The organism is Staphylococcus hominis subsp. hominis, from assembly GCF_002901845.1.
GTDB lineage: Bacteria > Bacillota > Bacilli > Staphylococcales > Staphylococcaceae > Staphylococcus > Staphylococcus hominis.
Map to the genome: position 1 here is coordinate 634,649 of NZ_PPQE01000025.1, position 26,064 is coordinate 660,712.

The following is a 26,064-nucleotide window of genomic DNA, read 5'->3' on the forward strand; positions in this document are numbered from 1 at the left end:
CATTGTTTAGTTATGAAAGTTTTCAACAATAGTATTAACTTGAGTTTCAGATAGAGGGTGTTTAGATAATTCAATAGCATTATTAATCACAGATTCTAAAGAAGATTTCGTGGATACTGTATCAATATATTTCTCTTTTTCGTCAGCACCTTCAATTATATTAACACTACCATCACTAAAATAAATGACCCCAATACTTTGAACTTTATGATTAAAATATTTTTCAATGCCATCTTTTAAGATTTTTGCATTAATAGCAGCTTGTTCATAAGGATCATGTTGATAAAATTCATAGATGACTCGATTGTTTTGAATTTTTTCAACAAAAGTATATATTTCATTACGATTTGAATCAAATTGACTATGATATTGCTTACTAATATAATGACCTACAATTTGTTCTACACTTTGATCATTACCCTCTAAGTGATCAGAAGTAGGTAAATCAAAATGATAAAATGTTTTTTGTTTCCAACTTTTAACGTCAATATTAATAAGACCTACGTCAGATACAACTATATAGTCAAAGGTTCTTGCATACTCAAACAGTGGATGTTTAGTAGCTAAATTACTAGTCGTAATGATATTATAATATTTTAATTTTCTTGAAGCTTTAAAACGGTCTAAGATATCTTGTAATTCACGTTTAGCATTACGTTTTGAATGAGGACTAATCTCGTTATTAGAACTTAATATTTTATTTTTAAGTTCTAAATTTTCTTTACTGAGTAAAGAATTTTTAGAGACCATTTGATTTTTAGCGTAAACTTCAGTATCTATTCTATCTTGCATGTATCTTTGATTAAGTATAAATGCAAGTATAAGAATAACAATAATAATAATCAGAATAATCGTATGTGTCATATGTTCACCTCCTGTTTAATATTTGTAAATTAGAAGATTAATGATTAAATTAATTTTCTATAGAAATCAATAATTAATTATAAACAAAATATATTTAATGTTCAATAAACAAAAAATGATAATTTAAGTTGAAAAAGAACATAATAGCAGGATATAATTTATTCATTATTATAAATATAAAATTGTGTAAAATTATATCTTATAACCTAAAGAAGAGTTAAAAGAATTACAAATTTTTCACAAATTAAAATTGAAAATATAAAATTGTGTCTGTATAATTAACTTATGAAAGCGTTTCCTTTAAGGAGGACAGTTGTATGTCTCATCACCAAAATCATGTAGAAGAACTAGTTGGAATATTAAAAAATCAATGCCGTACAGCGTTCAAATTTCACGGTGAAGTTGCTATTCAACTATTTTTAAATGAACTTTTTGAATTACCTTCGAAAGTCGATATTTGTGTAGAAAGAAAACGAATAGTAGAGGTTTTAAAAGTTATTCCTTCAAGTTATACATTTAAATATTATGATATGTCCAATCATAACATGGATAAAAATAATTTAGATATTCCATCTATTTCTCAAATAAACGTTGTTAATAATGATAAAGTTATTTTAAGTATTTTTATTTATGATGTTATAAATGAGGAATGGATATTTAGACTAAACACTAATATCCGACTACCTAAAAATAGTATTTATTTTCATTCATTAACTTGGGATGTCGATTATATTAAACCTGAAATCGTATTAATGTATGATTTATTAGATTATCAACAAAATAATTTAGAAGCCAATTATAAGTCAGTTTTAGATGCTCTAAGCTATTATCAATTTGTGATTTTAAAAATGGTAGTGGGAGAGCATAAAATTGAAAAAGCACTTACACTAAAAGTTTAATATAAAAAATCTGAGACAAATAGATGTCTCAGATTTTTTTATGTAATTGTTATTTAGGACATAAATTTTTTAAGCATACACCATGATAGCAATACTCATAAGTTGATAACACAGCTTTATCTGCATTTTCTCTTGAAATACCAAACATCATAGAAATTTCAGAAGCACCCTGATTAATCATTTTTAGGTTGATATTGGATTCTGCTAGAGCATGTGTGATTGTGTTAGCAGTCCCGACAGATTGAGTCATTCCTTCACCGACAATCATTAAGATGGCAAGGTCATGATCAATGCTTAATTCATCAATATCACATTTTTTTCTAATCGCACTCAATACTTCATTCTCTTTGTCTTTAATTTGATTAGAACGCATAATAATACTAATATTATCAATACCTGATGGCATATGATCGAAAGAGATATGATAGTCTTCTAATATTTCTAAAATTCTTCTTGTAAAACCAATTTGTCTATTCATTAAGTATTTTTTAATATTTATAACTGTGAAATCTTTATCGCAACTAATGCCAATAATTTGATTTTTATCTGTGACTTCACGATCATGGCGAATAAAGGTTCCTTTGTCCTCTGGATGATTTGTGTTTTTAATGACTACGGGTATTCTATGTTTATATAAAGGCTGTAATGCTTCATCGTGAAAAACACTAAAGCCGGCATATGATAACTCACGCATTTCTCTATATGTAATTTCTTCAATAAGTTCAGGATGTTCAATTACATTTGGATTTGCCTTAAAAATACCAGATACATCTGTAAAATTCTCATATAATGATGCTTTAATACCACGTGCTATGATTGCACCTGTGATATCTGAACCGCCTCTCGGAAATGTAACAACATAGTTATGTTTAGAAACACCAAAGAAACCTGGGATAATAATTTTTCCTTCAATTTCTCTTAATTTATAAATTTTATCATAAGCGTCTTCTAAAATTTGTGCTTGTTGTGGTAAGTCAGTTACTAAGATACCAGCATCTTTTGGTGAGAGATATGTTGTTTTAATGCCTTGAGAATCGTTGTATTTAGCGATAAGTTGAGCATTAAAATTCTCACCACATGATAACAATGCATCGTATAAACGATCATGCTTATCGTTTAATTGTTTAATGATTGTTTCAAGTGTTTCATCTATTGTTTCTAAGAGTGTAGACTCCATATTTAATTCTTCTAAAATATCTGCATAACGTTGAATAATCTCTCTTTTTTTATCTTGATAATCCAAATGATTGATTACTTTTTCATATAGACGAATAAGTAAGTCAGTTGTTTTAACGTCATTCTTATGTCTTTTACCAGGTGCAGATACAATAATAATTTTTCTGTCTGGGTCATCATTGACGATATTTAGGACTTTTTTAATTTGTGTTGCATTTGAAACAGAACTTCCACCAAACTTAGCAACTTTCATAAAATTTACCAACCTTTCTAAAAAATCAGAAAATTCTATTTAATTTCCTGATACTACATGATAATATATATCTACATATTCACTTTTTCTTTTAAAAGTCCTATTCAACTAATTTGATTTAATAGTATAATAAATTTAAGTGTTTTTCAATAAAACAATTGTACTTCTCAATAATACAAATGGGAGGAAGATAAAAATTATGAAGGAATTAAACGTCGCATTACTGGGGTTAGGAACAGTAGGCTCAGGTGTAGTAAAAATTATTGAAGAAAATCGACAACAAATTAAAGATACTCTAAATAAAGATATTGTTATTAAACATATTTTAGTAAGAGATACCACTAAAAAAAGACCTATTAATATTAGTCAATATCATTTAACAGAAGACATTAATGAAATTTTAAACGATGAAGATATAGATATCGTTATAGAAGTAATGGGAGGAATTGAACCAACTGTTGATTGGTTAAGAGAATCTTTAAAAAGAAAAAAACATGTCATTACAGCAAATAAAGATCTACTTGCTGTGCATTTAGAATTACTAGAGAACCTAGCAGAACAACAAGGAGTAGCCTTAAAATTTGAAGCAAGTGTTGCAGGTGGTATTCCCATTGTTAACGCGATTAATAATGGGTTAAATGCTAATAATATCTCTAAATTTATGGGGATTTTAAATGGTACGTCAAATTTTATTCTTTCAAAAATGACAAGAGAACAAACTTCATTTGAAGATGCACTTGCTGAAGCACAAAGATTAGGATTTGCTGAAGCAGATCCTACTGATGATGTGGAAGGTATTGATGCAGCTAGAAAAGTAGTGATTACTTCTTATTTATCATTTAACCAAGTAATTAAGTTAAATGATGTGAAAGTAAAAGGTATCAGTAAAACAACGTTATCTGATATTAATGTAGCAGACAAATTAGGTTATAAGATTAAATTAATTGGTAAAAGTACATATCATCATAGCGAAGTTAATGCATCCGTTGAACCAACCTTAATACATAAATCACATCAGCTTGCAGCAGTAGAAAATGAATACAATGCAATTTATGTTATTGGAGATGCTGTAGGGGATACTATGTTTTATGGTAAAGGGGCAGGTAGCTTAGCTACTGGTAGTGCAGTAGTGAGTGATTTATTAAATGTAGCACTCTTCTTTGAGTCAAATTTACATACACTTCCACCTCATTTCGAATTAAAAACAAATAAAACTCGAGAATTAATGGATAATGGTGACGCAATTGCTATTGGAGAAAAATTAAATTACTATGTTGTCATTCATAGTAATGAATCAATTGATAAACTTAAAGATCAACTTAAATCAGATTTACCATTCCATAAATCACTTCAAATAGAACAACGTGATTCTAGTTCTTATGGCGTTGTGATTATCGGATTAGACCAATCACCTGAATCACTACTTAGTAAAGCAAATTACAACATTGAAAAAATTTATCCAGTTGAAGGAGTTTAATAATTATGAAAAGATGGCAAGGTTTAGTAGAAGAATTTAAAGATTATTTACCGGTTAATGAAGATACACCTAAACTTACTTTAAATGAAGGACATACACCACTGATTCACTGTGCTAATATATCAGAAATGCTAGATATTGATTTATATGTTAAATATGAGGGTGCTAATCCAACCGGTTCTTTTAAAGATAGAGGAATGGTAATGGCTGTAACAAAAGCGAAAGAACAAGGTAAAAAAGTAGTGATTTGTGCTTCAACAGGAAACACTTCTGCCTCAGCAGCAGCTTATGCTACACGTGCAGGTTTAAAAGCAATTGTAGTGATTCCCGAAGGAAAGATTGCTTTAGGTAAACTTTCGCAAGCGGTCATGTATGGTGCAGAAATTGTCTCAATTGAAGGTAACTTCGATGAAGCATTAGAAATCGTTAAAGAGATTGCACAAAATGATGATGATATTGAATTAGTAAATTCTGTTAATCCATTTAGAATAGAAGGACAAAAAACAGGTGCATTTGAAATTGTGGAGCAATTAGAAGAAGCTCCAGACGTTCTAGCAATCCCAGTAGGCAACGCAGGAAATATTACTGCTTATTGGAAAGGCTTTAAAGAGTATCATGAGAAAAAAGGAAGTCAACTTCCTCAATTATTTGGTTTCCAAGCAGAAGGAGCCTCACCAATTGTTCAAAATAAAGTCATTAAAAATCCTGAAACAATCGCTACAGCAATCCGTATCGGTAATCCAGCAAGTTGGAAAAAAGCGACTGTTGCGTTAGAAGAATCAAATGGCCTCATTGATAGTGTGACTGATGATGAAATTTTAGAAGCGTATCAATTAATGACATCTAAAGAAGGTGTATTTAGTGAACCAGCAAGTAATGCTTCAATTGCTGGTTTAATCAAATTACAACGTGCAGGAAAATTGTCGAAAGGTAAAAAAGTAGTAGCAATATTAACTGGTAATGGACTAAAAGATCCAGACACTGCTATCTCAGTTTTAGATAATCCAATTCAACCGCTTCCAAACAATAAAGAAAGTATTATCAATTATATTAAAGGAACACTTTAATATGAAGCCATCACTTCACCTGAAAATACCTGCATCAACTGCTAACTTAGGAGTAGGATTTGATTCTATTGGTATGGCAATTAATAAATATTTATACCTATATGTTGAGGAAGCGGAAGGAAGTAACTGGGAATTTAGATATTTAAACGAAGAGTTAGAATCATTACCGAAAGATAAAAGTAATTATATCTATACAGTTGCACAACAAGTAGCTGAAAAATATAATGTGACTTTACCTAATTTAAAAGTGTCGATGAGAAGTGAAATTCCATTAGCAAGAGGGTGAGGATCATCCGCATCCGCTTTAGTTGGAGCATTATATATCGCTAACTACTTCGGTAATATCCAATTATCTAAGTATGAATTACTACAACTAGCTACTGACATAGAAGGACATCCTGATAATGTAGCACCTACAATTTATGGTGGATTACTCGCAGGATATTATAATCCTGAAACCAAAGAAACAAATGTGGCACATATTGATATACCTGATGTAGATGTGATTCTTACTATCCCAACATATGAACTCAAAACAAAAGACTCACGTAGGGTACTTCCAGATAAGTATTCACATGAGAAAGCAGTTCAAAATAGTGCGATTAGCAATACAATGATTTGTGCATTAATTCAACATAATTATGACCTTGCTGGAAAAATGATGACACAAGATGGTTTTCATGAACCTTATCGTCAACACTTGATTCTTGAATTTGAAAAAGTAAAAGTACTATCTCAAAAATATGATGCTTATGCTACAGTGATTAGTGGAGCAGGTCCAACGATATTAACATTGAGTCGTAAAGAAAAAAGTGGAGCACTTGTGAGAACATTAAAATCAGAAATAACAACTTGCGATTCTGAACTTGCAACAATTAATAATGTAGGTGTTATTGAAGAAGTTGTGTATCCTTCATAAAATTATTGTAAAATAGATAAGAGCAAAAATGAAAGGAGAGCAACTAAGAAATGAGTAACTATAAAATGATTGTTATGGATATGGATGACACTTTAATAACAAGTGATAATGTAGTTAGTCCTGAAACCAAAGATTATTTAATTCAACTACAAGAAGAAGGATATAAGATTGTTTTAGCCTCTGGAAGACCAACTGAGGGAATGATTCCAGTAGCTAAAGAATTAAAGTTAGATCATTACCAAAGCTATATCATTAGTTATAATGGTGGTAAAACAATTAATGCTAAAACAGAAGAAATTGAAGTAAGTAAAAGTGTAACTAAAGATCATTTTGATAAAATTACAGATTATTGTCGCGAAAAAGGCTTTTTAACATTAACGTATCAAGACGGACAAATTATCTTTGATACAGAACATGAATATCGTAAAATTGAATCAGAATTAACTGGTCTACCTATGAAACAAGTGGATGATATTAAAGCGTATATTCAGTCTGATGTACCTAAAGCAATGGGCGTTGATTATGAAGAAAATATTTCAAAAGCACGTAACGAATTAAATGGAACATTTAATTCTGATATTGATGTGACGACGAGCAAACCTTTCTTCCTGGAATTCATGGCTAAAGATGTTTCTAAAGGTAATGCAATTAAAGCTTTATGTGAAAAGTTAAATATTTCATTATCAGAAGTGATTTGTTTTGGAGATAGCCTCAATGACCAATCAATGTTTGAAGTTGTAGGATATGCTGTAGCAATGGGAAATGCGAGTGAAGAATTAAAAAAGATTGCAGATAAAGTTACATTAGATAATGATTCTAATGGTATACCAGCAGCACTTAAAGAATTGCTATAAAACATTTATATAAATTAAAAGGAAGCGGAATGAATTCGTATTGAATCAAGTTTCGCTTCCTTTTTTTATTATCATAACTAGTTATTTAGCAGTGTGTGTCCAATCACGTTTACCTTTATTTCTTTTTACATGAGCATATACTTGATCAGCTGCATAATCTAAATTTGTATATACTGTTACTGTATATGCAGATTGGTTATCGCGAAATGGCTCATCTTGAAATACATCTTTTAAATGTGTAAATAAGTTTTCCATTTGATCATGAGTTAGACTAGGATACTCACGCAATGTGCGTTTCAGTAATTGTCCATTTCTTTCTTCTAAAGATTGTACGACAATAACAAAACGTTCATCGCTCTTTATTACGTCATCAAATAAATTTGTTTGACCTACCATACTCAGTCACCTCTAAGTCGTTATCGTTATACTCATTATACAAAATAAACGACTATTAGAAAATATACATATTGTGTTTAGTAATAAAAAAAGGAGTAGAATTGTATTTAATTCTACTCCTAAATAAACGATGATATTAATCATGATAATGATGAGCTGTAAGATCCATATGATCTAATTTTACAAATTTAGTTTTACGAATCAATTTATGTACGATAAAGATAATCGCTAAGACAATTAAAGGCATGATATTAACAAAAAAATCACCTATATTACCACTAAATAAATCACCGATAGAATTACCAAAGTATAAGAAAATTAATGTAGCAAATACAATGATAGGACCTAGAGGGAAAAGTGGTGATTTATAAGGCAATAATGTATTAATATCTTTGCCTTGACGTTTAATACCTCTACGTAAACGTATTTGAGCCCATGCACTTATTGCCCATACAATAATAACTAAAGAGCCAATAATATTTAACAAGCTAAATACTGCATTAGCATAGAAATTAGCTAGAATAATAATTGCTACTACTAAAATGTAAGTGGTGACTAATGAACGCATCGGTAATTTTGTTTTATTATTTAATTTACTTAAAAACTTTGGTGCTTGCTTTTCATCACTCAAAGAGAAAAGCATTCTACTTGTTGTATACATTCCAGAATTCGCTGCAGATAGTAACGATGTAAGAATAACAGCATTAATAATTGATGCTGCAAATGCTATACCGATTCGATCGAAAACTATAGTAAATGGACTTTGAGATACTGATTGATTTTTATTTAATAATAAAGGATCAGTATAAGGAATAATAGCTGCAATGACGACAATAGATAAAACATAAAATAATAAAATTCTCCAAAATACTTGCTTAACAGCCCTTGGCATAGTTTTTTCAGGATTATCAGATTCACCTGCAGTGACCGCTACAACTTCCGTACCACCCACAGAAAATCCTGCTACAAGTAATACTGCTAAGAAACCAGATAAACCACCTACAAAAGGTGCTTCACCTTTGGTATAATTCTCGAATCCATATGTATGTCCACCAAGAATACCAAAAATCATTAATATACCGACAACAATAAATACAATAATTGTGACTACTTTAATTAGTGATAACCAAAATTCTGTTTCGCCAAATGCTTTAACAGTAAAGATATTTAATAGGAATATAATCGTTATAAAAATTAAACTCCATACTAGAGGACTGAAAATTTTAAATACATCCCAATAAAATAAAACATTAGAAGCTACCATTACATCAACGCTTGATACTAATGACCATAGAATGTAATACAACCAGCCCATTGTAAAACCGATAGACGGATCAATGAAACGGGTAGCATATGAACTAAACGAACCAGATACAGGATAAAATGTAGCAAGTTCTCCAATAGATGACATTAAAAAGTAAAGCATGATTCCTATCAATAAATAAGCTAAGATAGCTCCTCCAGGTCCTGCTTGAGAAACGACACTACCTGTAGCAACAAAAAGTCCAGTGCCTATTGCACCTCCGATAGCAATCATAGATATGTGTCTTGACTTAAGACCGCGTTTCATATTGTTATCTTCCATATAATATCTCCTAAATTAAAATTTAAAATATACAAATCATTTTAATCGTTTTGGTTCAAGTATTCAATAACTTTTGAACAATTTGTTTTAAAAATTTTAAATTTTCTGATTTTTTAAACGATTAGTTTTTGTTATGTAGAAGGAAACTGACTAAATTAAAAGAAACTTATTGCGTGAAAATGAAGGATATGATAGAATTTTAAATCGTAAGAATTCCTAATTATATATAACAAGAAAGGATGTTATTGATGCGCGTTAATGTAACTTTAGCTTGCACTGAATGTGGCGATCGTAATTATATTACAACAAAAAATAAACGTAATAACCCTGAGCGTATTGAAATGAAAAAATATTGCCCAAGATTAAATAAATACACGCTACACCGTGAAACTAAATAATTCCTTATCTTTTAAATACGACAAAAAGATAAACTATTATAGACTCATACATGTTTAAGATGAATAACATGTATGAGTCTTTTAATTTTAAAATAAATGTCTTTGTAATTTTTTAAAAGTATGTTAATATATAAAACGTAATTATTACGATTTATAAAAAGGAGATAATATATGGCTAAAAAATCTAAAATAGCTAAAGAATTAAAAAGAGAAAAATTAGTAAATCAATATTATGAATTACGTAAAGAGTTGAAAGAAAAAGGAGATTATAAAGTATTAAAGAAATTACCAAGAGATTCATCTCCAACTCGTTTAACAAGAAGATGCAAAGTTACAGGACGTCCTAGAGGTGTAATGAGAAAATTTGAAATGTCTAGAATTGCATTTCGAGAACATGCTCATAAAGGTCAAATTCCTGGTGTGAAAAAATCTAGTTGGTAATTGAAACTAATACTTTAGTCCGTTTACATTGTATTTAAAAAATTGTAAAGTATATAAGGATATAAATAATAAGAGCGAGAAAAAGGTGATTTCTCGCTCTAGATTACGTTATAAATAATTTTGTAAAGAGTCAGATATTTTATTTATGTCTACAGTGTCTTTTAAATTTAAAATGTATAGGGGAAATTTAAAGTATGAAAATTTTTGATTATGAAGATATTCAATTAATTCCAAATAAATGTATTGTTAATAGTAGATCTGAATGTGATACGACTGTACAATTTGGGCCAAAAACTTTTAAGTTACCAGTGGTTCCAGCTAATATGCAAACAGTAATGAATGAATCTTTAGCAGAATGGTTTGCAGAAAATGATTATTTTTATATTATGCATCGCTTTAATGAAGTAGGTCGCATACCTTTTATTAAAAAAATGCAAAATAAAGGACTTTTTGCTTCTATTTCAGTGGGTGTAAAGGAAACTGAATTTGAATTTATAGAAAAATTAAAAACTGAGCACTTAATACCTGAATATATTACAATTGATATTGCTCATGGTCATGCTAATTCGGTTATTAATATGATTAAACATATTAAAAAACATATTCCTCAATCATTTGTTATTGCGGGTAATGTAGGAACCCCTGAGGGAGTAAGAGAGTTAGAAAATGCTGGTGCAGATGCTACTAAAGTTGGTATAGGACCAGGACGAGTATGTATTACTAAAATTAAAACTGGATTCGGTACAGGAGGATGGCAATTAGCTGCATTAAACATTTGTAGTAAAGCTGCACGTAAACCAATTATTGCTGATGGAGGTATTAGAACACATGGTGATATTGCGAAATCTATTCGTTTTGGAGCTACTATGGTTATGATTGGTTCATTATTTGCAGCGCATGAAGAATCTCCTGGCGAAACAGTTGAGTTAGATGGTAAACGTTATAAAGAATATTTTGGTAGTGCTTCCGAATTCCAAAAAGGGGAACATAAGAATGTTGAAGGGAAGAAAATGTTTGTGGAACATAAAGGTTCATTAAAAGATACCTTAGTTGAAATGCAACAAGATCTTCAAAGCTCAATTTCCTATGCTGGCGGTAAAGATTTAAAATCACTAACTACTGTTGACTATGTTATTGTAAGAAACTCAATTTTTAATGGTGATAGAGATTAATATATGTTTAGTAGGTGAATATTATTAAAAAGTTCCTTTTATTTACTGCAATATTTTTGTTATTTATCATTATTAAACCCATTGAAGAAAACCAGTTTTTTATTAATTTACAAAATAATGTAAGAGATAAAGTAGAAGTTTTATTAAATGAAGATACAAGTTTTAAAAATAATGTGCTTAAAGTTCCAAAAAAACAAGAATTTGCAGTTAATAATATTCAATTAAATATGTCTCAAAAGGAAGTAGAAAATAAGATAGGGCGACCAAAAAGAGTGACATCAAATGAATATGGTACAAAATGGTACACTTATTACAATGATGATTATCAAAATTTTTTAATGGTAAGTTACATTAATAATAAAGTTAATGCTTTATTTAGTAATCAAAATATTATAACTTCTAAATCTAAAATTAAATATAATACCCCTAAAAAAGTGGTTGAACAACGTCTCGGTAAACCAGTAGATAAAATTACAAAAGGACGTTATCGTTTTGTTGTAAAAAATAATGAATATGATGTTTTTTATAAAGATCACATTTATACCACTGCATTTTACGATAAACATAATAAAAATAACTTAACAGGGTTGTTGCAAGTGAGTGAATCGATGGAAAACCGATTACAAAAGCAATATGGTGCACCATCTACAACGCTAGAAAAAAGCTTTGAATATCAAAATTTTGATTTAGTTAATGCAGAAAGAAAACAACACGGATTAAATACATTGGATTACTCTAAAAAAATATCTCATACTGCAAGAAAACATAGTGAAGATATGGTTAAAAATAATTATTTTGATCATACTGATTTAAATGGTCATTCACCTTTCGATAGAATGAAACGTGATGGTATTCAATTTAATGCTGCTGCTGAAAATTTAGCTTATGGTCAACAAAGTAGTATTTATGCTCACGAAGGACTTATGAATTCTCTAGGACACCGAGAAAATATTTTAAATACGCACGTAAATACATTAGGTGTAGGTGTAGATTTTAATAAAAATCGACAACCATTTTGGACAGAAAACTACGCTGGATAATGTTTGATTTATAATATATAGGGGTATGTTCATTTTGCAAGGAAGTTGATATTATGCCTACAAAGAAAAATAAGAAAAAAGATATACTTGATAAAGTAAAAGAGATTTTAAATAAAAAATAAAACTAGAAGCGTCTATGCGCTTCTAGTTTTTTGTATATTAAACATATATAAGAGATTTTAACGTAACGAACAAGAGATAAACTATAATTCTCTATATAGACCAATGACTTTACCGATAACTGTTACATTATCTAAATATATGGGACTCATAGCACTATTTTCTGGTTGTAAACGATATCGATTTTTTTCTTTGAAAAAGCGTTTTACAGTAGCTTCATCATCTTCAGTCATTGCTACGATAATATCTCCATTTTCAGCAATAGTTTGGCTTCTTACAATTACTTTATCTCCGTCTAAAATACCCGCTTCAATCATACTTTCACCGATAACATTTAAAATAAACACATCACTATTGTGTGTAGACGTTAAATGTTCTGGTAATGGAAAGTATTCTTCTATATTTTCAACTGCGGTAATCGGAACTCCTGCTGTAACTTTACCGATAACAGGAACATAGATAGTTTCTTCTCTAGTCATATCATTATTTTGGTCACTCACGATTTCAATTGCTCTAGGTTTAGTAGGATCTCTTCTAATATATCCTTTTTCTTCTAATCTAGATAAATGACCATGCACAGTTGAACTTGAGGCAAGACCAACAGCTTCACCAATCTCTCTTACACTTGGTGGATAACCTTTTATTTGAACAACATGTTTAATATAATCATAAATCTCACTTTGTCTTTTAGTTAACTCTCTCATATATAGGCACTCCCTAAGTTTATTTTAATATAGTATAGCATTTTTTGATTTTTTAAACAAACGTTTGTTCGTAATTCTATTGACTAGGAACACTAGTTCTGTTAAAGTATTTATACAAACAAATGTTCTAGGAGTGAAAATAAATGCTTAGTAATCGTACTAGTAATATCATTAAAAATATAATTGTTCTAGTAGTATCTTGCATCGTTTTTCTGGTGTTTTTTACTAATTTATATCAGAACGCTCATACGGAACACATGTACGAAATTACCGATCATACGATCCCTAAAAAAGCGATTTTAAACGATGATTATAAGAACGATATACCCAACAATACAGAACAAACAGACTATAAAGTGTTCGCATTAGTTAAATAAATATTTAAGAGATACAGATAAAAAGTTATTACTTCTAAGAAATGGGAATATGAAGTATTATATAAAAATACTTCATTTATTTTAGAAAGAGTTTATGATGCTTAGATTTTTTATCTATGTCTCTTTTTTGTTATATTAATTAAGTATTTTATATGTATTAAAGAAAAGAATAGGAAGTGTAATGACATGTCAAATAATAATTTAAATATAGATAGAATTAATGAATTAGCAAAAAAGAAAAAAGAGCAAGGTTTAACAGAAGCTGAAGCAAAAGAGCAATCTAAGTTGCGTAAACAATATTTAGATTCTTTTAGAGAGGGATTTAAACAACAAATTGAAAGTACCAAAGTCATTGATCCAGAAGGCAACGATGTAACGCCTGAAAAACTTAAAAAAATTCAAGAAAGAAAAAAGAATGATCAATAGTTAATAACATTTTAATCATTAACATTATAATCTTATCATTTACTATATTTTTAAGTTATAATATATAAAAGATGATTAATTCTAGAAGGGAAGTATGTAAGATGTTTAATGAAAAAGACCAATTAGCTATTGATACTATACGTGCATTAAGTATTGATGCAATTGAAGAAGCAAATTCTGGTCATCCTGGTTTGCCTATGGGAGCTGCACCAATGGCCTACACGCTTTGGACTCGCCACTTAAACTTTAATCCACAATCTAAAGACTACTTTAACAGAGATAGATTTATATTATCTGCAGGTCATGGTTCTGCTTTACTATATAGTTTATTACATGTCTCTGGAAGCTTAGAATTAGAAGAATTAAAGCAGTTCAGACAATGGGGTTCTAAAACACCTGGACATCCTGAGTTTCGTCATACAGATGGTGTTGAAGTTACAACAGGTCCATTAGGGCAAGGATTTGCTATGTCTGTGGGAATGGCTTTAGCTGAAGCTCATTTAGGTGGTAAATTTAATAAAGGTGATATTAACGTTGTAGATCATTATACTTACGTGTTGGCTTCAGATGGAGATTTAATGGAAGGTATTTCTCATGAAGCAGCTTCATTTGCTGGTCATAATCAATTAGATAAACTTATTGTATTATACGATTCAAATGATATTTCACTTGATGGTGAACTTAACAAATCTTTCTCAGAAGATGTAAAACAACGTTTTGAAAGTTATGGATGGAACCATATTTTAGTAAAAGATGGCAACAATTTAGAAGAAATTGATAATGCGATTACTAAAGCTAAACAGCAAAATGGTCCTACGTTAATTGAAGTTAAAACAATTATTGGTTACGGCGCGCCAAACGTTAGCGGTACAAATGGTGTTCACGGAGCGCCACTTGGTACTGATGAAAGAAAACTTACATTTGAAGCATATGGATTAGATCCAGAAAAACGTTTCAATGTTCCAGAAGAAGTATATGAAATCTTCCAAACAACAATGTTAAAACGTGCAAATGAGCATGAAGATGAGTGGAAAGAAAAATTAGAAACATATACAGAAAAATATCCAGAATTAGCTGAAGAATTTAAATTGACAATCAGTGGTAAATTACCTGAAAATTATAAAGATGAATTACCAAAATTCAGTAGTGACCATAATGCAGCTACTCGTGCAGATTCTGGAGAAATCATTCAAGCAATTAGTAAATCTGTTCCTTCATTCTTTGGTGGTTCTGCAGATTTAGCAGGATCTAATAAATCAAATGTTAAAGAAGCTACAGATTACAATCCTAATACTCCAGAAGGTAAAAATGTTTGGTTTGGTGTAAGAGAGTTTGCTATGGGTGCTGCAGTAAACGGTATGGCAGCACATGGAGGTTTACATCCTTATGGTGCTACCTTCTTCGTATTTAGCGATTACTTAAAACCAGCATTACGCTTATCTGCAATTATGGGATTGAATGCAACATTTATCTTTACACATGATTCAATTGCTGTAGGTGAAGATGGTCCAACACACGAACCTATTGAACAGTTAGCAGGTTTAAGAGCTATTCCAAATATGAACGTCATTCGTCCAGCAGACGGTAATGAAACAAGAGTAGCATGGGAAGTTGCATTAGAATCTAAACAAACACCAACATCTCTAGTTTTAACTCGTCAAAACCTTCCTTATTTAGATGTAGATGAAGAAACGGTTGAAGAAGGCGTACGAAAAGGTGCATATATTGTATTTGAAACTGAAACTAAACCAGAATATCTATTGTTAGCAACTGGCTCAGAAGTAAGCTTAGCTATTGAAGCAGCTAAAGATTTAGATAAACAAGGTAAAGGTGTAAGAGTAGTTTCTATGCCAAACTGGTTCGCTTTTGAGCAACAATCAGACGAGTATAAAGAATCAGTTATTCCAAAAGAATTAACTAAACGTGTTGCAATTGAAATGGCTTCACCACTCGGTTGGCATAAATATGTAGGCACTGAAGGCAAAGTCATTGGAATCGATGGTTTTGGTGCAAGTGCACCAGGAGACTTAGTTGTTGAAAAATATGGCTTTACTAAAGAAAATATTTTAAATCAAATTCGCACTTTTTAATATTATGATTTAGTCAACATAGAGAGCGGGAAATGAATTCAAAATGAGTTCTTTCCTGCTCTTTCTTATTTTGTGAATAGTACTTTATATGAAGTGATTTATAATATTAGTATTCGTGTTAAACAGTTTGTTAATATAAAAGCGAAGTGGTGTTATTCTAAAACTAACTCTTGAAATCAAGATAGTTATTTAGTAAAATTCAGTAGGATATAGAAAGTGGGTGAAACAATGGCAACTTGGTTAGCAATTTTATTAATCATTGTAGCACTTATCATCGGACTAGTTGGTGGTTTCTTCTTAGCAAGAAAATATATGATGGACTATTTGAAAAAAAACCCACCTATCAATGAAGAAATGTTACGTATGATGATGATGCAAATGGGACAAAAACCGTCTCAAAAGAAAATCAATCAAATGATGACGATGATGAACAAAAACATGGATCAAAACATGAAGAGTTCAAAAAAATAATAGTTATTAAAGGATTGTATGCCATAAGGGTTTACAATCCTTTGTTTTTGTTGTAAAACATTTTTAGTTGGAGTATTTAAGAATTATAATAGTATTAAACTTTTAGTTATGTGAATATAAGAAGGTGTAAATTTGGCATATTTAGTTTTTTCCATAGTATTTGCATTGTTTATGGGGATTGTTGTCATAGTTATTCGTATGAAAGCACAAAAATTCCCTGTAAATGAAAAGAAAATTATTTTACCTCCTATCTTTATGTCGACAGGTGCTTTGATGTATGTCATTCCATATTTTAGATTAACTGGGGCTGAAATTTTAGAATCTATCATTTTAGGTGTGATATTTTCGTCTGTACTTATCTGGACAAGTCATTTTGAAGTTCAAGGTGCTGAGGTATATATGAAACGATCAAAAGCGTTTCCAATCATTTTAATTTCGCTTTTAATTATTAGAACAATCATAAAAATATTTATTAGTAGCTCTATTGATCCAGGAGAAATCGGAGGCATGTTCTTTTTATTGGCATTTAGTATGATTGTTCCTTGGCGTTTAGCTATGTTATATAAATATAAAAACGTTAAAAAATCTTTAGTCTCATAATAGAGATTAATAATATTAGCTTATCTAAAATTAAATAAAATATTATTTTTTGATATTAAATTGAATTGAAGTTTAGAGCGAGTATGTGAGTTCATTGAGAATTCAATCTCGCTCTTTTTTAAAATTAAATTATAATTCTTTAAAAAGTAAGGGGAATGTTATGAAAATTATACATACTGGAGATTGGCATTTAGGAAAGATACTTAACGGAAAACAATTTCTTGAAGACCAATCATTTATTTTAGAACAATTTATTCAATGTTTAAAAGATGAAAAACCTGATGTAGTTGTGATTTCTGGGGATATTTATGATACAACTTATCCGAGTAAAGAAACCATTTATCTTTTTGAAAATGCTATTCATACGATTAATATAGATATGAATATCCCCATGATTATTTCTAATGGTAATCACGACGGTAAAGAACGATTGAATTATGGTGCTTCATGGTTTGAACATTCCAAACTCTTTATACGTACAAAATTAAAACATATGAATCAGCCTATCGTATTTAATGATGTACATTTCTATGTACTTCCATTTTCTACTATTAGTGAAGTAAAAGAATTTTTTAAAGATGCTTCTATTCAAACGTATCAACAAGCAACAGAAAAATGTATTAATTATATAGTAGAAAATTTGAATAAAGAGAAAATAAATATTTTAATTGGTCACTTAACGATAAATGGGGGAAAAACATCAGATTCAGAAAGACCTTTAACAATTGGGACTGTTGAAAGTGTTACTAAATCGTGTTTTAACGTATTTGATAAAGTGTTATTAGGACATTTACATCATCCATTTAGTATTAAAGATGACATTATTGATTATTCTGGTTCACTGTTACAATATTCATTTTCAGAAATAAACCAGCCTAAGGGATATAAACGTTTGGTGATTAAAGATAAAAATGAAATATCAACATCATTTGTGCAACTTAAACCTTTAAGAGAGCTTGAAGTGGTTGAGGGCGAGTATGATGAAGTGATTCAAGGACATATTCAACCTAAAAATAAAGATAATTATATACATTTCAAACTTAAAAATATGTCGTATATTAGTGATCCAATGATTCATTTAAAACAACTATTCCCTAATACTCTTGCGCTTAGCAATATTACTTTTGAAAATGAGGGACCTTTACATCAGACACAAATACAACAACAAGACGACCAAACTATTATTAAGCAATTTTATAAGATGATTACAGATAATGAGATGACAAAATACCAGGAAGAAAAAATAAATAATTTAATCACTTTGGTATCGAATAAGGAGGTCTAAAATGAAACCAATAAAATTAACGTTACATAATTTTGGCCCATTCTTACATGAAATGATTGATTTTACTCAAATTAAAAATGATCAACTTTTTTTAATTAGTGGTAAAACTGGTTCGGGAAAAACCATGATATTTGATGCAATTGTATTTTCGTTATTTGGAAAAGCTTCTACAGAAGGCAGAAGTGAAGCGGGATTAAGAAGTCATTTTGCAGAGGCAAAATCTCCTATGTGGGTTGAATATGAATTTCAACTCAATAAAAAATATTTCAAAATTATTCGTCAAGGCGCTTTTACTAAAGAAGGAAACACTAGTCAAACACCAGGAAAACTAGATGTGTATGAATATGATTCTAAAAGTGAAACATATGAATTAAGAGAAAGTAAAATCAGCGTTGGAAATCAATATATTAAATCATTACTAGGAGTTAATGCTGAACAATTTAGACAGTTATTTATTCTTCCACAAGGTGAATTCAAAAAATTTTTAGTATCCAATAGTACAGATAAACAAGGGATATTAAGAACTTTATTTAATAGTATACGTTTTGAAGAAATTCAAAAACTTCTTCAAAGTGAAGTGAAAGAAGAGAAAAAACAAATTGAAAAAAGATACAATCAAATAAAATTACTATGGGAAGATATCGAAGCATTTGATGATGAGCAATTAATTCAATTTAAACAAATTCATCACATGAAAACTCAAGAATTAATACAGACTATTCCCGATTTTAGAGCAATAGGTCATCAAATCGAAGAAAAAAGACTGCATCTAAAAAATGAGCAAAACGAACAATTGCTTTCTATAACAAAACGTATTGATTTAAATAAAACGTTAGAACAACAACTGAGTGAACTGAAAAAATATCATCAATTAAAACATCAGTTAGATGAACAAATGGATGACATAAATGCATTAAAAGTAAAATTAAATCGATTAAATGATGCTGGCATGCTGTTTAATTTATATGATCAACAACACTTTAAAGAAGAAAAACGTCAAACAATAAAAACCAAAATAATAGAAACTGAAAATAAAATATCGCAATTAAATAATAAAATAAACATGCTTGAAAAAGAACGTAAACAATTAGACAAGATGAGTGACTCATATCATTTAAAAAGTGAGAGTTTAGAACAATCAAAGCCCTTTTATAATTATTTGAATAAATATCAACAAGCGTTTAAAGAGCAAGAACATATTATTCACAGTTATAATGAAATGATGAAAGAGCAAGAGCAGTTAATTAATAAAGAACATAAAATGAGTAAATCTATTGATAGCTATAAAGTGGATAATAAAGCTATTGATGAGCTGACTGAACAAATATATCAATTACAAAAACAATTAGATGAACAACAGAATTTAAAAGATAAGTATGAAAAGCAAGTTTCCCTAAAACGACAATATCATCAACATTCAAAAGAGGTACAAAATTTAAAAAATGACATTGATACACTCAATCAACAGTTAGGAATCATTGATAAACGTAATATTGATTTAAATGATAAACAAACCTTTATTATTGAAATACAGTCAGCGTTACGTATTGGCGATACATGTCCAATATGTGGAAATGAAATTGAATCTTTAAATCAGCATATTGATTTCGAAACTATTAATCAAAATCATCAATTACTTGATAAACTTTCTAATGAAATTAATGAAAAAAAACAGCATTTAAGTAAAAGCGAAGCGACGTGTGAATTACTCTCTCAAAGCATATCAGATTTAGGAGAGATAGAGTATAAATCGATTAATTTAGACCAAATCAAAGAAAAGTTACAAAGTGCAAAGTCTGAAAAAATACAATTACAACAACAATTAGAAGAGTTAGATAAATTACAACAAAAATTTCATACGTTACAGCAAGAGAAGCATCAGCAAGAACTTAAATTAGAGAAATTAGCTTCTCAAAAACGTCAGAATCAAACTTTAATTCAAGATTTTGAAATAAATACAGGATATTCAAGTATTGAAACTTTTAAAAATTATTACTTAAGTCTTCGAAAAGAGATTGATGAATATCATCAACATGTTAATGATACTAATAAAAACATGCAATCATATCAAAATGCGCTAGCTTTAGAAAATAATAGTGTTGATAATTATTTAGCTACGAGTAAAGAACTACAAAAAGAATTAGATTATTTTGCAACAACTATCCGAAAAGAAATGAAACGATTAGGTTTAGAAAATGAAGATGAAATAAAAAAATTAAAGCAGGAACTTCAAAATAAAGAACATATTGAGAAAAGAATTAATCAATTCGATGAGGAACAACATAAATATAACGTTGAAATAGAACGATTAACACGCCTTACAAGTGAAAAAGAACTTGAAGATATATCTAATCTTGAAATGCAAAAAGAACATATCGAAGAAAAATATAATCAGTATGTTAATGATGTTGTATCAATACAATATAAAATTAAGAAGAATGATGAAAAATTTGCAAAAATAGAAAAACATATTCACTATTTAGATGAAGAGTTAAAAGAGCAGCAACAAATTTTTAATTTATCTGAGGTTTTATCTGGAAAGAATCATCAAAAATTATCGCTTGAAAACTATGTATTAATTTATTATTTAGAAAGAATTATACATCAAGCAAATATTAGATTAGATATAATGAGCGGGCGAAGATACCAACTTAAACGAAGAGAATCAATATCACAAGGATATAGTGGATTAGAAATCGATGTATTTGATTTATATTCTAATAAGTCAAGACATATTAGTTCATTATCAGGGGGAGAAACGTTTCAAGCATCCCTGGCTCTAGCATTAGGATTAAGTGAAGTCGTACAACAAGAATCTGGAGGTATTACGTTAGAATCAATGTTTATCGATGAAGGATTCGGCACACTTGATCAAGAAACTTTAGAAACATCTCTTGATACATTATTAAATTTAAAAACATCTGGACGGATGGTAGGAATTATCTCTCATGTGAGTGAATTAAAACAACGAATTCCATTAATACTTGAAGTAAATACAAATCAGTATCAAAGTTACACAAAATTTAAATGGAAATAACAAAAGAGGCTGGGACATAATTCCTAAAAAATAGCCAGTAAATGAGTTTTTTATAAATTCATTTACTGGCTTCTTTATTTACAATACTACGTATTGTTGGCTCGCTTTCTTAGGGGACAGCTTCAGCCTGTAGTCTTCAGCTTGTCCTGTTCCCTCAAGAGTCTCGCCAAAACACTCTGTATTTATATGTAATTTTACATTGAAATACTTCAAAAAAATAAGACCCTTTCGTATAATTTAATAAACACTAATAAACTAAATTAACGAGGTGCCTTATGTATAAAGATTATAACATGACTCAACTTACTCTACCAATGGAAACTTCAATTCTTATCCCCACAAATGATATTTCACGACATGTCAATGATATTGTAGAAACCATTCCTAAGACTGAATTTGATAAATTCAGACATCATCGTGGTGCAACATCATACCATCCAAAAATGATGTTAAAAGTCATTCTATATGCCTACACACAATCTGTGTTTTCAGGACGTAAGATAGAAAAATGACTTAATGATAGCATCCGAATGATGTGGCTATCACAAAATCAAAATTCTTCTTATAAAATGATTAATCGATTTAGAGTCAATCCAAAAGTAGATGCTTTATTAGAATCATTATTTATTCAATTTCATAGTCAGTGTTTGAAACAACATCTTATAGATGAACAGGTCATTTTTATTGATGGTACGAAAGTTGAGGCGAATGCCAATCGATATACATTTGTATGAAAAAAGAGTATTCAAAACCATGAGTCAAGGAAGAATGAAGATTCTAAAGTGCTCTATCATGAATGGGTGACAAATAAAATCATAACTGAGATTAAAGAAGATCGCGATAATGACTTAACAAAAAAAGAAATAGATTTGATTGGTAGTCATTTCGATAAAGAAATCGAAGATTTAAACCAACATATCGATAATGAAAAATGGACTAAAATAAGAAAACAAATACGGCTCAAAAGAACTAAAATTAAAAAATATAAAAAGCAAATTAATAATTACTCTGAGCGAAAGCATAAATACGAAGGCTAAAAATTTATTTTAAAGCATAGAAATAGTTATTCTAAAACAGATCATGAGGCCACATTTATGAGAATGAAAGGAGATTATATGAAAAATGGACAACTCAAGCCAGGTTATCATTTACAAATAGCGACAAATTCTCAATTCGTTTTATCTTATCATGTGTATCAAAATCTTACTGATACAAGAACGATGATACCATTTTTAAATTCAATTCAAGAGACCTACGGTCATTTACCTGAATATATCGTAGCTGACGCAGGTTATGGTAGCGAACCCAATTATATGGCAATTATAGATGATTTTAATCGAACATCGCTTATAACTTACGGTATGTTGATAAAAGATAAAACTAAAAAGTATAAAGTGACATCTTTAATACTCAAAATTGGGATTATGACGAAATTAACGATGAATACATTTGTCCAAACAAAAAGCGATTAGGTTTTAAAAGATATGCCTATCGTCATGATAAATATGGTTTTAAACGGGACTTTAAATTATATGAATGTGATGATTGTTCAGAATGTTCTTTGAAGCACCAATGGATGAAATTCAATTCAAAAACAAATAAAAAAATAATGAAAAATTATAATTGGGAATATTTTAAAGCCCAAATTAATCAAAAGCTTTCAGAAGCAAAAACAAAAACCATCTACAGTCAAGGAAAAATTGACGTGGCGCCTGTTTTTGGATTTATGAAGGCTATTTTGGGTTTCACTCGAATGTCCATTTGAGGGATAAATAAAGTCAAAAGAGAACTAGAATTTGTATTAATGGCACTTAATATAAGAAAAGTAGCAGCTCGACGAGCTGAAAATAATCAAAAAAATTATAAAAAAGACAATTTCTATATTATTTCAATAGAAATTGTCTTTTTTCACTTATCTAGAAACTTTATGTCCCGGACTCTTTCGATTTATTTATTTGTTTTTAAAAGATCTCGAATTTCTGTAAGTAATACCGTATTTGTATCAATTTCTTCTTCTGGTTCTTCTTTTCTCATAATTGTATTGGCAATCTTAACAAAGATAAATAATGCAAAAGCAACAATAATAAAATCAATAATTGACTGAATGAAAAGACCATACTTAATGCCCCAAAGTTGCCAATCTTTAGCAAAATCTACCGAACCGAACAGTTTACCAATCAATGGCATGATAATATAAGTTACTAAGGATGATACAATTTTATTAAATGCTGCTCCTATAACTACAGCAATTGCTAAATCTAAAACATTTCCTTTAAATGCAAACTCTTTAAATTCTTTTAGCATAGTAATCTCCTATTTATTTAATTTTTATATAATATATCATACAAAACATAAATAAATTAGTAAATATTAAAATTAATGAAATTTGATTAAGATTAAAACGTTTGTTATTATATTAAAGTGGTTTACCGAAAAATTAATTAATTATTTTTATAATTAATTGTGTATTTTTCATTTTGAAAAAATTTAATATTACGATGAAGGGAGTTATATTAGTTATGAATTCTTCTTCTGAATCAAGTAAGAAAGGAAAGAAATTTTCGCCGGTATTTATTTATAGTGCGATTATCGTAGCGATTATTGTATTAATTGGGGCAATTGTACCGGAACAATTCGATTCAATTACTAGTTCAATAAGTGGATGGATTACTGATAAACTTGGTTGGTATTATTTAATACTTACAACTATTATTGTTTTCTTCTGTGTCTTTTTGATTTTCAGTCCAATTGGGAAATTAAAACTTGGCAAACCTGATGATAAACCAGAGTTTAATACGATTTCATGGTTTGCCATGCTATTTAGTGCAGGTATGGGTATTGGTTTAGTATTCTATGGTGCAGCAGAACCTATGTCACACTTCGCAGCACCACCAACTGCTAGTCCAAAAACGACAGAAGCCTTTACTGAATCACTTCGTTCTACTTTCTTCCATTGGGGATTTCATGCTTGGGCAGTTTATGGTGTCGTAGCTCTTGCCTTAGCATACGCTCAATTTAGAAAAGATGAACCAGGACTTGTTTCTAGAACATTACGCCCATTGCTTGGAGATAAAGTAGAAGGACCTATTGGTACGATTATTGATGTACTTTCAGTATTCGCTACAGTAGTAGGGGTAGCTGTATCATTAGGTATGGGTGCATTACAAATTAACGGTGGTTTAAATTACTTATTTGGCGTCCCAAATAATGTATGGGTTCAATCACTTATTATTGTTGTTGTTACAATTTTATTTATTATTAGTGCTTGGTCTGGTCTAAGTAAAGGAATTCAATATTTAAGTAATGCCAATATTGGTTTAGGTACAATATTAATGATTGTTGCTTTAATTGTTGGACCGACTGTATTAATTTTGAACATGTTTACAAGTTCAATTGGTAGTTTGTTCAATACATTCTTATTCAACAGTTTTGATACAGCAGCATTAAATTCTCAAAAAAGAGAATGGATGTCTTCTTGGACACTATATTATTGGGGCTGGTGGTTAAGCTGGAGCCCATTCGTAGGTGTATTTATTGCGCGTGTGTCTAAAGGACGTTCAATTCGTGAATTTATTTCAGGTGTATTACTTGTTCCAGCTCTAATAAGTTTCTTATGGTTCAGTGTATTTGGCGTATTAGGTATTGAAATGGGTAAAAAACATTCTGAGCTATTCAAGATGTCAGCAGAAACACAACTCTTTGGCGTATTTAATCATTTACCTTTAGGAATGGTTTTATCACTTGTTGCACTTGTATTAATCGGTTCATTCTTTATTACATCAGCCGATTCAGCAACATTTGTATTAGGTATGCAAACAACATATGGCTCATTAGAACCATCTAACGTGGTAAAAGTAACATGGGGTATTGCACAATCTCTTATTGCCTTCATCTTACTCTTAGCAGGTGGTGGAGATGGCGCAGAAGCATTAGGCGCACTACAAAGTGCTGCAATTATTAGTGCATTACCATTCTCCTTTGTGGTCATACTAATGATGATTAGTTTCTATAAAGATGCTAACCAAGAACGCAAATTCTTAGGATTAACATTACAGCCTAATAAACATAGACTAAAAGAATATATTGAATATCAACAAAAAGACTATGAATCTGATATATTAGAAAAACGTCAAAATCGACGTAATGCAGAGAAAGCAGAACAATAATTAAAAAAAACGCCTAAGACAACTTATTTGTCTTAGGCGTTTTTTAATATGGTTAGATCGAAATATAAAGACTTTCAAAAGAAAATCCACATCCAATATATGTTGATATTGGAGCCAAAAATTCAAAATGAATTTCTATTCTACTTTCCTTTTTATTTCATTTAGCTTATTGAAAAAAATTCTCATTTAATAAAAAATACTTATAGTTTAAATGTACTATGATAAGTATTTCTTATATTAACTGATT

The 26,064-nt window shown here is 29.7% G+C and carries 22 protein-coding genes and 2 pseudogenes; 18 read left to right on the plus strand and 6 right to left on the minus strand.

What is annotated here, in order from left to right:
* Positions 1 to 6 precede the first annotated feature (6 nt).
* Entirely contained in the window at positions 7 to 864 is an 858-nt protein-coding gene (locus tag CD034_RS04685; RefSeq protein WP_103288173.1) for a hypothetical protein, read from the minus strand.
* 317 nt (positions 865 to 1,181) lie between these two features.
* Here CD034_RS04685 and CD034_RS04690 point away from each other — a divergent pair, with 317 nt between their 5' ends.
* The gene (locus CD034_RS04690; protein ID WP_002448718.1) at positions 1,182 to 1,763 is read left to right on the plus strand and encodes a hypothetical protein; all 582 of its coding nucleotides are present in this window, start codon (positions 1,182 to 1,184) and stop codon (positions 1,761 to 1,763) included.
* 49 nt (positions 1,764 to 1,812) lie between these two features.
* Here CD034_RS04690 and CD034_RS04695 read toward each other — a convergent pair whose 3' ends face one another.
* Entirely contained in the window at positions 1,813 to 3,192 is a 1,380-nt protein-coding gene (locus CD034_RS04695) for an aspartate kinase (protein ID WP_002455386.1), read from the minus strand.
* A gap of 199 nt (positions 3,193 to 3,391) precedes the next feature.
* Here CD034_RS04695 and CD034_RS04700 point away from each other — a divergent pair, with 199 nt between their 5' ends.
* The 4 genes and pseudogenes from CD034_RS04700 (at position 3,392) to CD034_RS04715 (ending at position 7,509) form a co-directional block, all read left to right on the plus strand.
* Positions 3,392 to 4,669, plus strand: a complete 1,278-nt coding sequence (locus CD034_RS04700; protein ID WP_049336365.1) for a homoserine dehydrogenase — start codon at positions 3,392 to 3,394, stop codon at positions 4,667 to 4,669.
* Positions 4,670 to 4,674: 5 nt separating this feature from the next.
* A complete protein-coding gene (thrC, locus tag CD034_RS04705; RefSeq protein WP_103288174.1) occupies positions 4,675 to 5,736 on the plus strand; it encodes a threonine synthase in 1,062 nt (353 codons plus the stop codon).
* Between the two features lies 1 nt (position 5,737).
* Positions 5,738 to 6,655: pseudogene (gene thrB / locus CD034_RS04710) on the plus strand (homoserine kinase).
* A gap of 50 nt (positions 6,656 to 6,705) precedes the next feature.
* Positions 6,706 to 7,509: a Cof-type HAD-IIB family hydrolase gene (locus CD034_RS04715; protein WP_002449102.1), complete on the plus strand. Its 804-nt coding sequence runs from the start codon at positions 6,706 to 6,708 to the stop codon at positions 7,507 to 7,509.
* A gap of 81 nt (positions 7,510 to 7,590) precedes the next feature.
* On the opposite strand, the gene CD034_RS04720 is transcribed toward CD034_RS04715, so the two are convergent.
* Both CD034_RS04720 and CD034_RS04725 read right to left on the minus strand, forming a co-directional pair.
* On the minus strand, positions 7,591 to 7,905 hold the full coding sequence (locus tag CD034_RS04720) for a hypothetical protein (RefSeq protein ID WP_002449111.1): 315 nt from the start codon (positions 7,903 to 7,905) through the stop codon (positions 7,591 to 7,593).
* A 136-nt stretch (positions 7,906 to 8,041) separates the two neighbouring features.
* On the minus strand, positions 8,042 to 9,490 hold the full coding sequence (locus tag CD034_RS04725) for an amino acid permease (protein ID WP_002455381.1): 1,449 nt from the start codon (positions 9,488 to 9,490) through the stop codon (positions 8,042 to 8,044).
* A gap of 248 nt (positions 9,491 to 9,738) precedes the next feature.
* Here CD034_RS04725 and rpmG point away from each other — a divergent pair, with 248 nt between their 5' ends.
* From rpmG to CD034_RS04745, 4 genes are all read left to right on the plus strand, one after another.
* Positions 9,739 to 9,888: a 50S ribosomal protein L33 gene (gene rpmG / locus CD034_RS04730; RefSeq protein ID WP_001265708.1), complete on the plus strand. Its 150-nt coding sequence runs from the start codon at positions 9,739 to 9,741 to the stop codon at positions 9,886 to 9,888.
* A 171-nt stretch (positions 9,889 to 10,059) separates the two neighbouring features.
* Positions 10,060 to 10,329, plus strand: coding sequence for a 30S ribosomal protein S14 (gene rpsN, locus CD034_RS04735; RefSeq protein ID WP_103288175.1), 270 nt, complete (start codon positions 10,060 to 10,062; stop codon positions 10,327 to 10,329).
* 194 nt (positions 10,330 to 10,523) lie between these two features.
* On the plus strand, positions 10,524 to 11,501 hold the full coding sequence (gene guaC / locus CD034_RS04740; protein WP_002449104.1) for a GMP reductase: 978 nt from the start codon (positions 10,524 to 10,526) through the stop codon (positions 11,499 to 11,501).
* 14 nt (positions 11,502 to 11,515) lie between these two features.
* Positions 11,516 to 12,541 (plus strand): CAP domain-containing protein, encoded by a 1,026-nt coding sequence (locus CD034_RS04745; RefSeq protein WP_002455379.1) that lies wholly within the window; start codon positions 11,516 to 11,518, stop codon positions 12,539 to 12,541.
* Positions 12,542 to 12,744: 203 nt separating this feature from the next.
* Here the strand turns inward: CD034_RS04745 and lexA are convergent, their stop codons facing one another.
* Positions 12,745 to 13,365, minus strand: a complete 621-nt coding sequence (gene lexA, locus CD034_RS04750; RefSeq protein WP_002449099.1) for a transcriptional repressor LexA — start codon at positions 13,363 to 13,365, stop codon at positions 12,745 to 12,747.
* 143 nt (positions 13,366 to 13,508) lie between these two features.
* Here lexA and sosA point away from each other — a divergent pair, with 143 nt between their 5' ends.
* The 8 genes and pseudogenes from sosA to CD034_RS04790 all read left to right on the plus strand — a co-directional run.
* Complete coding sequence (gene sosA, locus CD034_RS04755; RefSeq protein WP_002455378.1) at positions 13,509 to 13,742, plus strand: DNA damage-induced cell division inhibitor SosA; 234 nt, start codon at positions 13,509 to 13,511, stop codon at positions 13,740 to 13,742.
* A gap of 186 nt (positions 13,743 to 13,928) precedes the next feature.
* The gene (locus tag CD034_RS04760; RefSeq protein WP_002449118.1) at positions 13,929 to 14,168 is read left to right on the plus strand and encodes a DUF896 domain-containing protein; all 240 of its coding nucleotides are present in this window, start codon (positions 13,929 to 13,931) and stop codon (positions 14,166 to 14,168) included.
* Between the two features lie 101 nt (positions 14,169 to 14,269).
* Positions 14,270 to 16,258: a transketolase gene (tkt, locus tag CD034_RS04765; RefSeq protein ID WP_002449100.1), complete on the plus strand. Its 1,989-nt coding sequence runs from the start codon at positions 14,270 to 14,272 to the stop codon at positions 16,256 to 16,258.
* A 228-nt stretch (positions 16,259 to 16,486) separates the two neighbouring features.
* Positions 16,487 to 16,729 carry a YneF family protein gene (locus CD034_RS04770; RefSeq protein ID WP_037541068.1) on the plus strand — a complete coding sequence of 81 codons (243 nt, stop codon included), beginning with the start codon at positions 16,487 to 16,489 and terminating at the stop codon, positions 16,727 to 16,729.
* A gap of 132 nt (positions 16,730 to 16,861) precedes the next feature.
* The gene (locus tag CD034_RS04775) at positions 16,862 to 17,329 is read left to right on the plus strand and encodes a CcdC family protein (RefSeq protein WP_002449105.1); all 468 of its coding nucleotides are present in this window, start codon (positions 16,862 to 16,864) and stop codon (positions 17,327 to 17,329) included.
* A 160-nt stretch (positions 17,330 to 17,489) separates the two neighbouring features.
* Entirely contained in the window at positions 17,490 to 18,614 is a 1,125-nt protein-coding gene (gene sbcD, locus CD034_RS04780) for an exonuclease subunit SbcD (RefSeq protein WP_103288176.1), read from the plus strand.
* A gap of 1 nt (position 18,615) precedes the next feature.
* On the plus strand, positions 18,616 to 21,651 hold the full coding sequence (sbcC, locus tag CD034_RS04785) for an exonuclease subunit SbcC (RefSeq protein ID WP_103288177.1): 3,036 nt from the start codon (positions 18,616 to 18,618) through the stop codon (positions 21,649 to 21,651).
* 275 nt (positions 21,652 to 21,926) lie between these two features.
* Positions 21,927 to 23,596, plus strand: a pseudogene (locus CD034_RS04790) (IS1182 family transposase); the annotation flags it as partial.
* 2 nt (positions 23,597 to 23,598) lie between these two features.
* Here the strand turns inward: CD034_RS04790 and mscL are convergent.
* A complete protein-coding gene (gene mscL / locus CD034_RS04795) occupies positions 23,599 to 23,955 on the minus strand; it encodes a large conductance mechanosensitive channel protein MscL (protein ID WP_002455375.1) in 357 nt (118 codons plus the stop codon).
* Positions 23,956 to 24,170: 215 nt separating this feature from the next.
* Between mscL and CD034_RS04800 the strand changes: the two genes are divergently transcribed.
* A complete protein-coding gene (locus CD034_RS04800) occupies positions 24,171 to 25,817 on the plus strand; it encodes a glycine betaine uptake BCCT transporter (protein ID WP_002449918.1) in 1,647 nt (548 codons plus the stop codon).
* Positions 25,818 to 26,064: the final 247 nt, after the last annotated feature.

Bases quoted from the DNA above. Each gene is read 5' to 3' on its own strand.
- CD034_RS04685 (WP_103288173.1), bottom strand. From the start codon at position 864: ATGACACATACGATTATTCTGATTATTATTATTGTTATTCTTATACTT.
- CD034_RS04690 (WP_002448718.1), top strand. From the start codon at position 1,182: ATGTCTCATCACCAAAATCATGTAGAAGAACTAGTTGGAATATTAAAA.
- CD034_RS04695 (WP_002455386.1), bottom strand. From the start codon at position 3,192: ATGAAAGTTGCTAAGTTTGGTGGAAGTTCTGTTTCAAATGCAACACAA.
- CD034_RS04700 (WP_049336365.1), top strand. From the start codon at position 3,392: ATGAAGGAATTAAACGTCGCATTACTGGGGTTAGGAACAGTAGGCTCA.
- thrC (WP_103288174.1), top strand. From the start codon at position 4,675: ATGAAAAGATGGCAAGGTTTAGTAGAAGAATTTAAAGATTATTTACCG.
- CD034_RS04715 (WP_002449102.1), top strand. From the start codon at position 6,706: ATGAGTAACTATAAAATGATTGTTATGGATATGGATGACACTTTAATA.
- CD034_RS04720 (WP_002449111.1), bottom strand. From the start codon at position 7,905: ATGGTAGGTCAAACAAATTTATTTGATGACGTAATAAAGAGCGATGAA.
- CD034_RS04725 (WP_002455381.1), bottom strand. From the start codon at position 9,490: ATGGAAGATAACAATATGAAACGCGGTCTTAAGTCAAGACACATATCT.
- rpmG (WP_001265708.1), top strand. From the start codon at position 9,739: ATGCGCGTTAATGTAACTTTAGCTTGCACTGAATGTGGCGATCGTAAT.
- rpsN (WP_103288175.1), top strand. From the start codon at position 10,060: ATGGCTAAAAAATCTAAAATAGCTAAAGAATTAAAAAGAGAAAAATTA.
- guaC (WP_002449104.1), top strand. From the start codon at position 10,524: ATGAAAATTTTTGATTATGAAGATATTCAATTAATTCCAAATAAATGT.
- lexA (WP_002449099.1), bottom strand. From the start codon at position 13,365: ATGAGAGAGTTAACTAAAAGACAAAGTGAGATTTATGATTATATTAAA.
- sosA (WP_002455378.1), top strand. From the start codon at position 13,509: ATGCTTAGTAATCGTACTAGTAATATCATTAAAAATATAATTGTTCTA.
- CD034_RS04760 (WP_002449118.1), top strand. From the start codon at position 13,929: ATGTCAAATAATAATTTAAATATAGATAGAATTAATGAATTAGCAAAA.
- tkt (WP_002449100.1), top strand. From the start codon at position 14,270: ATGTTTAATGAAAAAGACCAATTAGCTATTGATACTATACGTGCATTA.
- CD034_RS04770 (WP_037541068.1), top strand. From the start codon at position 16,487: ATGGCAACTTGGTTAGCAATTTTATTAATCATTGTAGCACTTATCATC.
- sbcD (WP_103288176.1), top strand. From the start codon at position 17,490: ATGAAAATTATACATACTGGAGATTGGCATTTAGGAAAGATACTTAAC.
- sbcC (WP_103288177.1), top strand. From the start codon at position 18,616: ATGAAACCAATAAAATTAACGTTACATAATTTTGGCCCATTCTTACAT.
- mscL (WP_002455375.1), bottom strand. From the start codon at position 23,955: ATGCTAAAAGAATTTAAAGAGTTTGCATTTAAAGGAAATGTTTTAGAT.
- CD034_RS04800 (WP_002449918.1), top strand. From the start codon at position 24,171: ATGAATTCTTCTTCTGAATCAAGTAAGAAAGGAAAGAAATTTTCGCCG.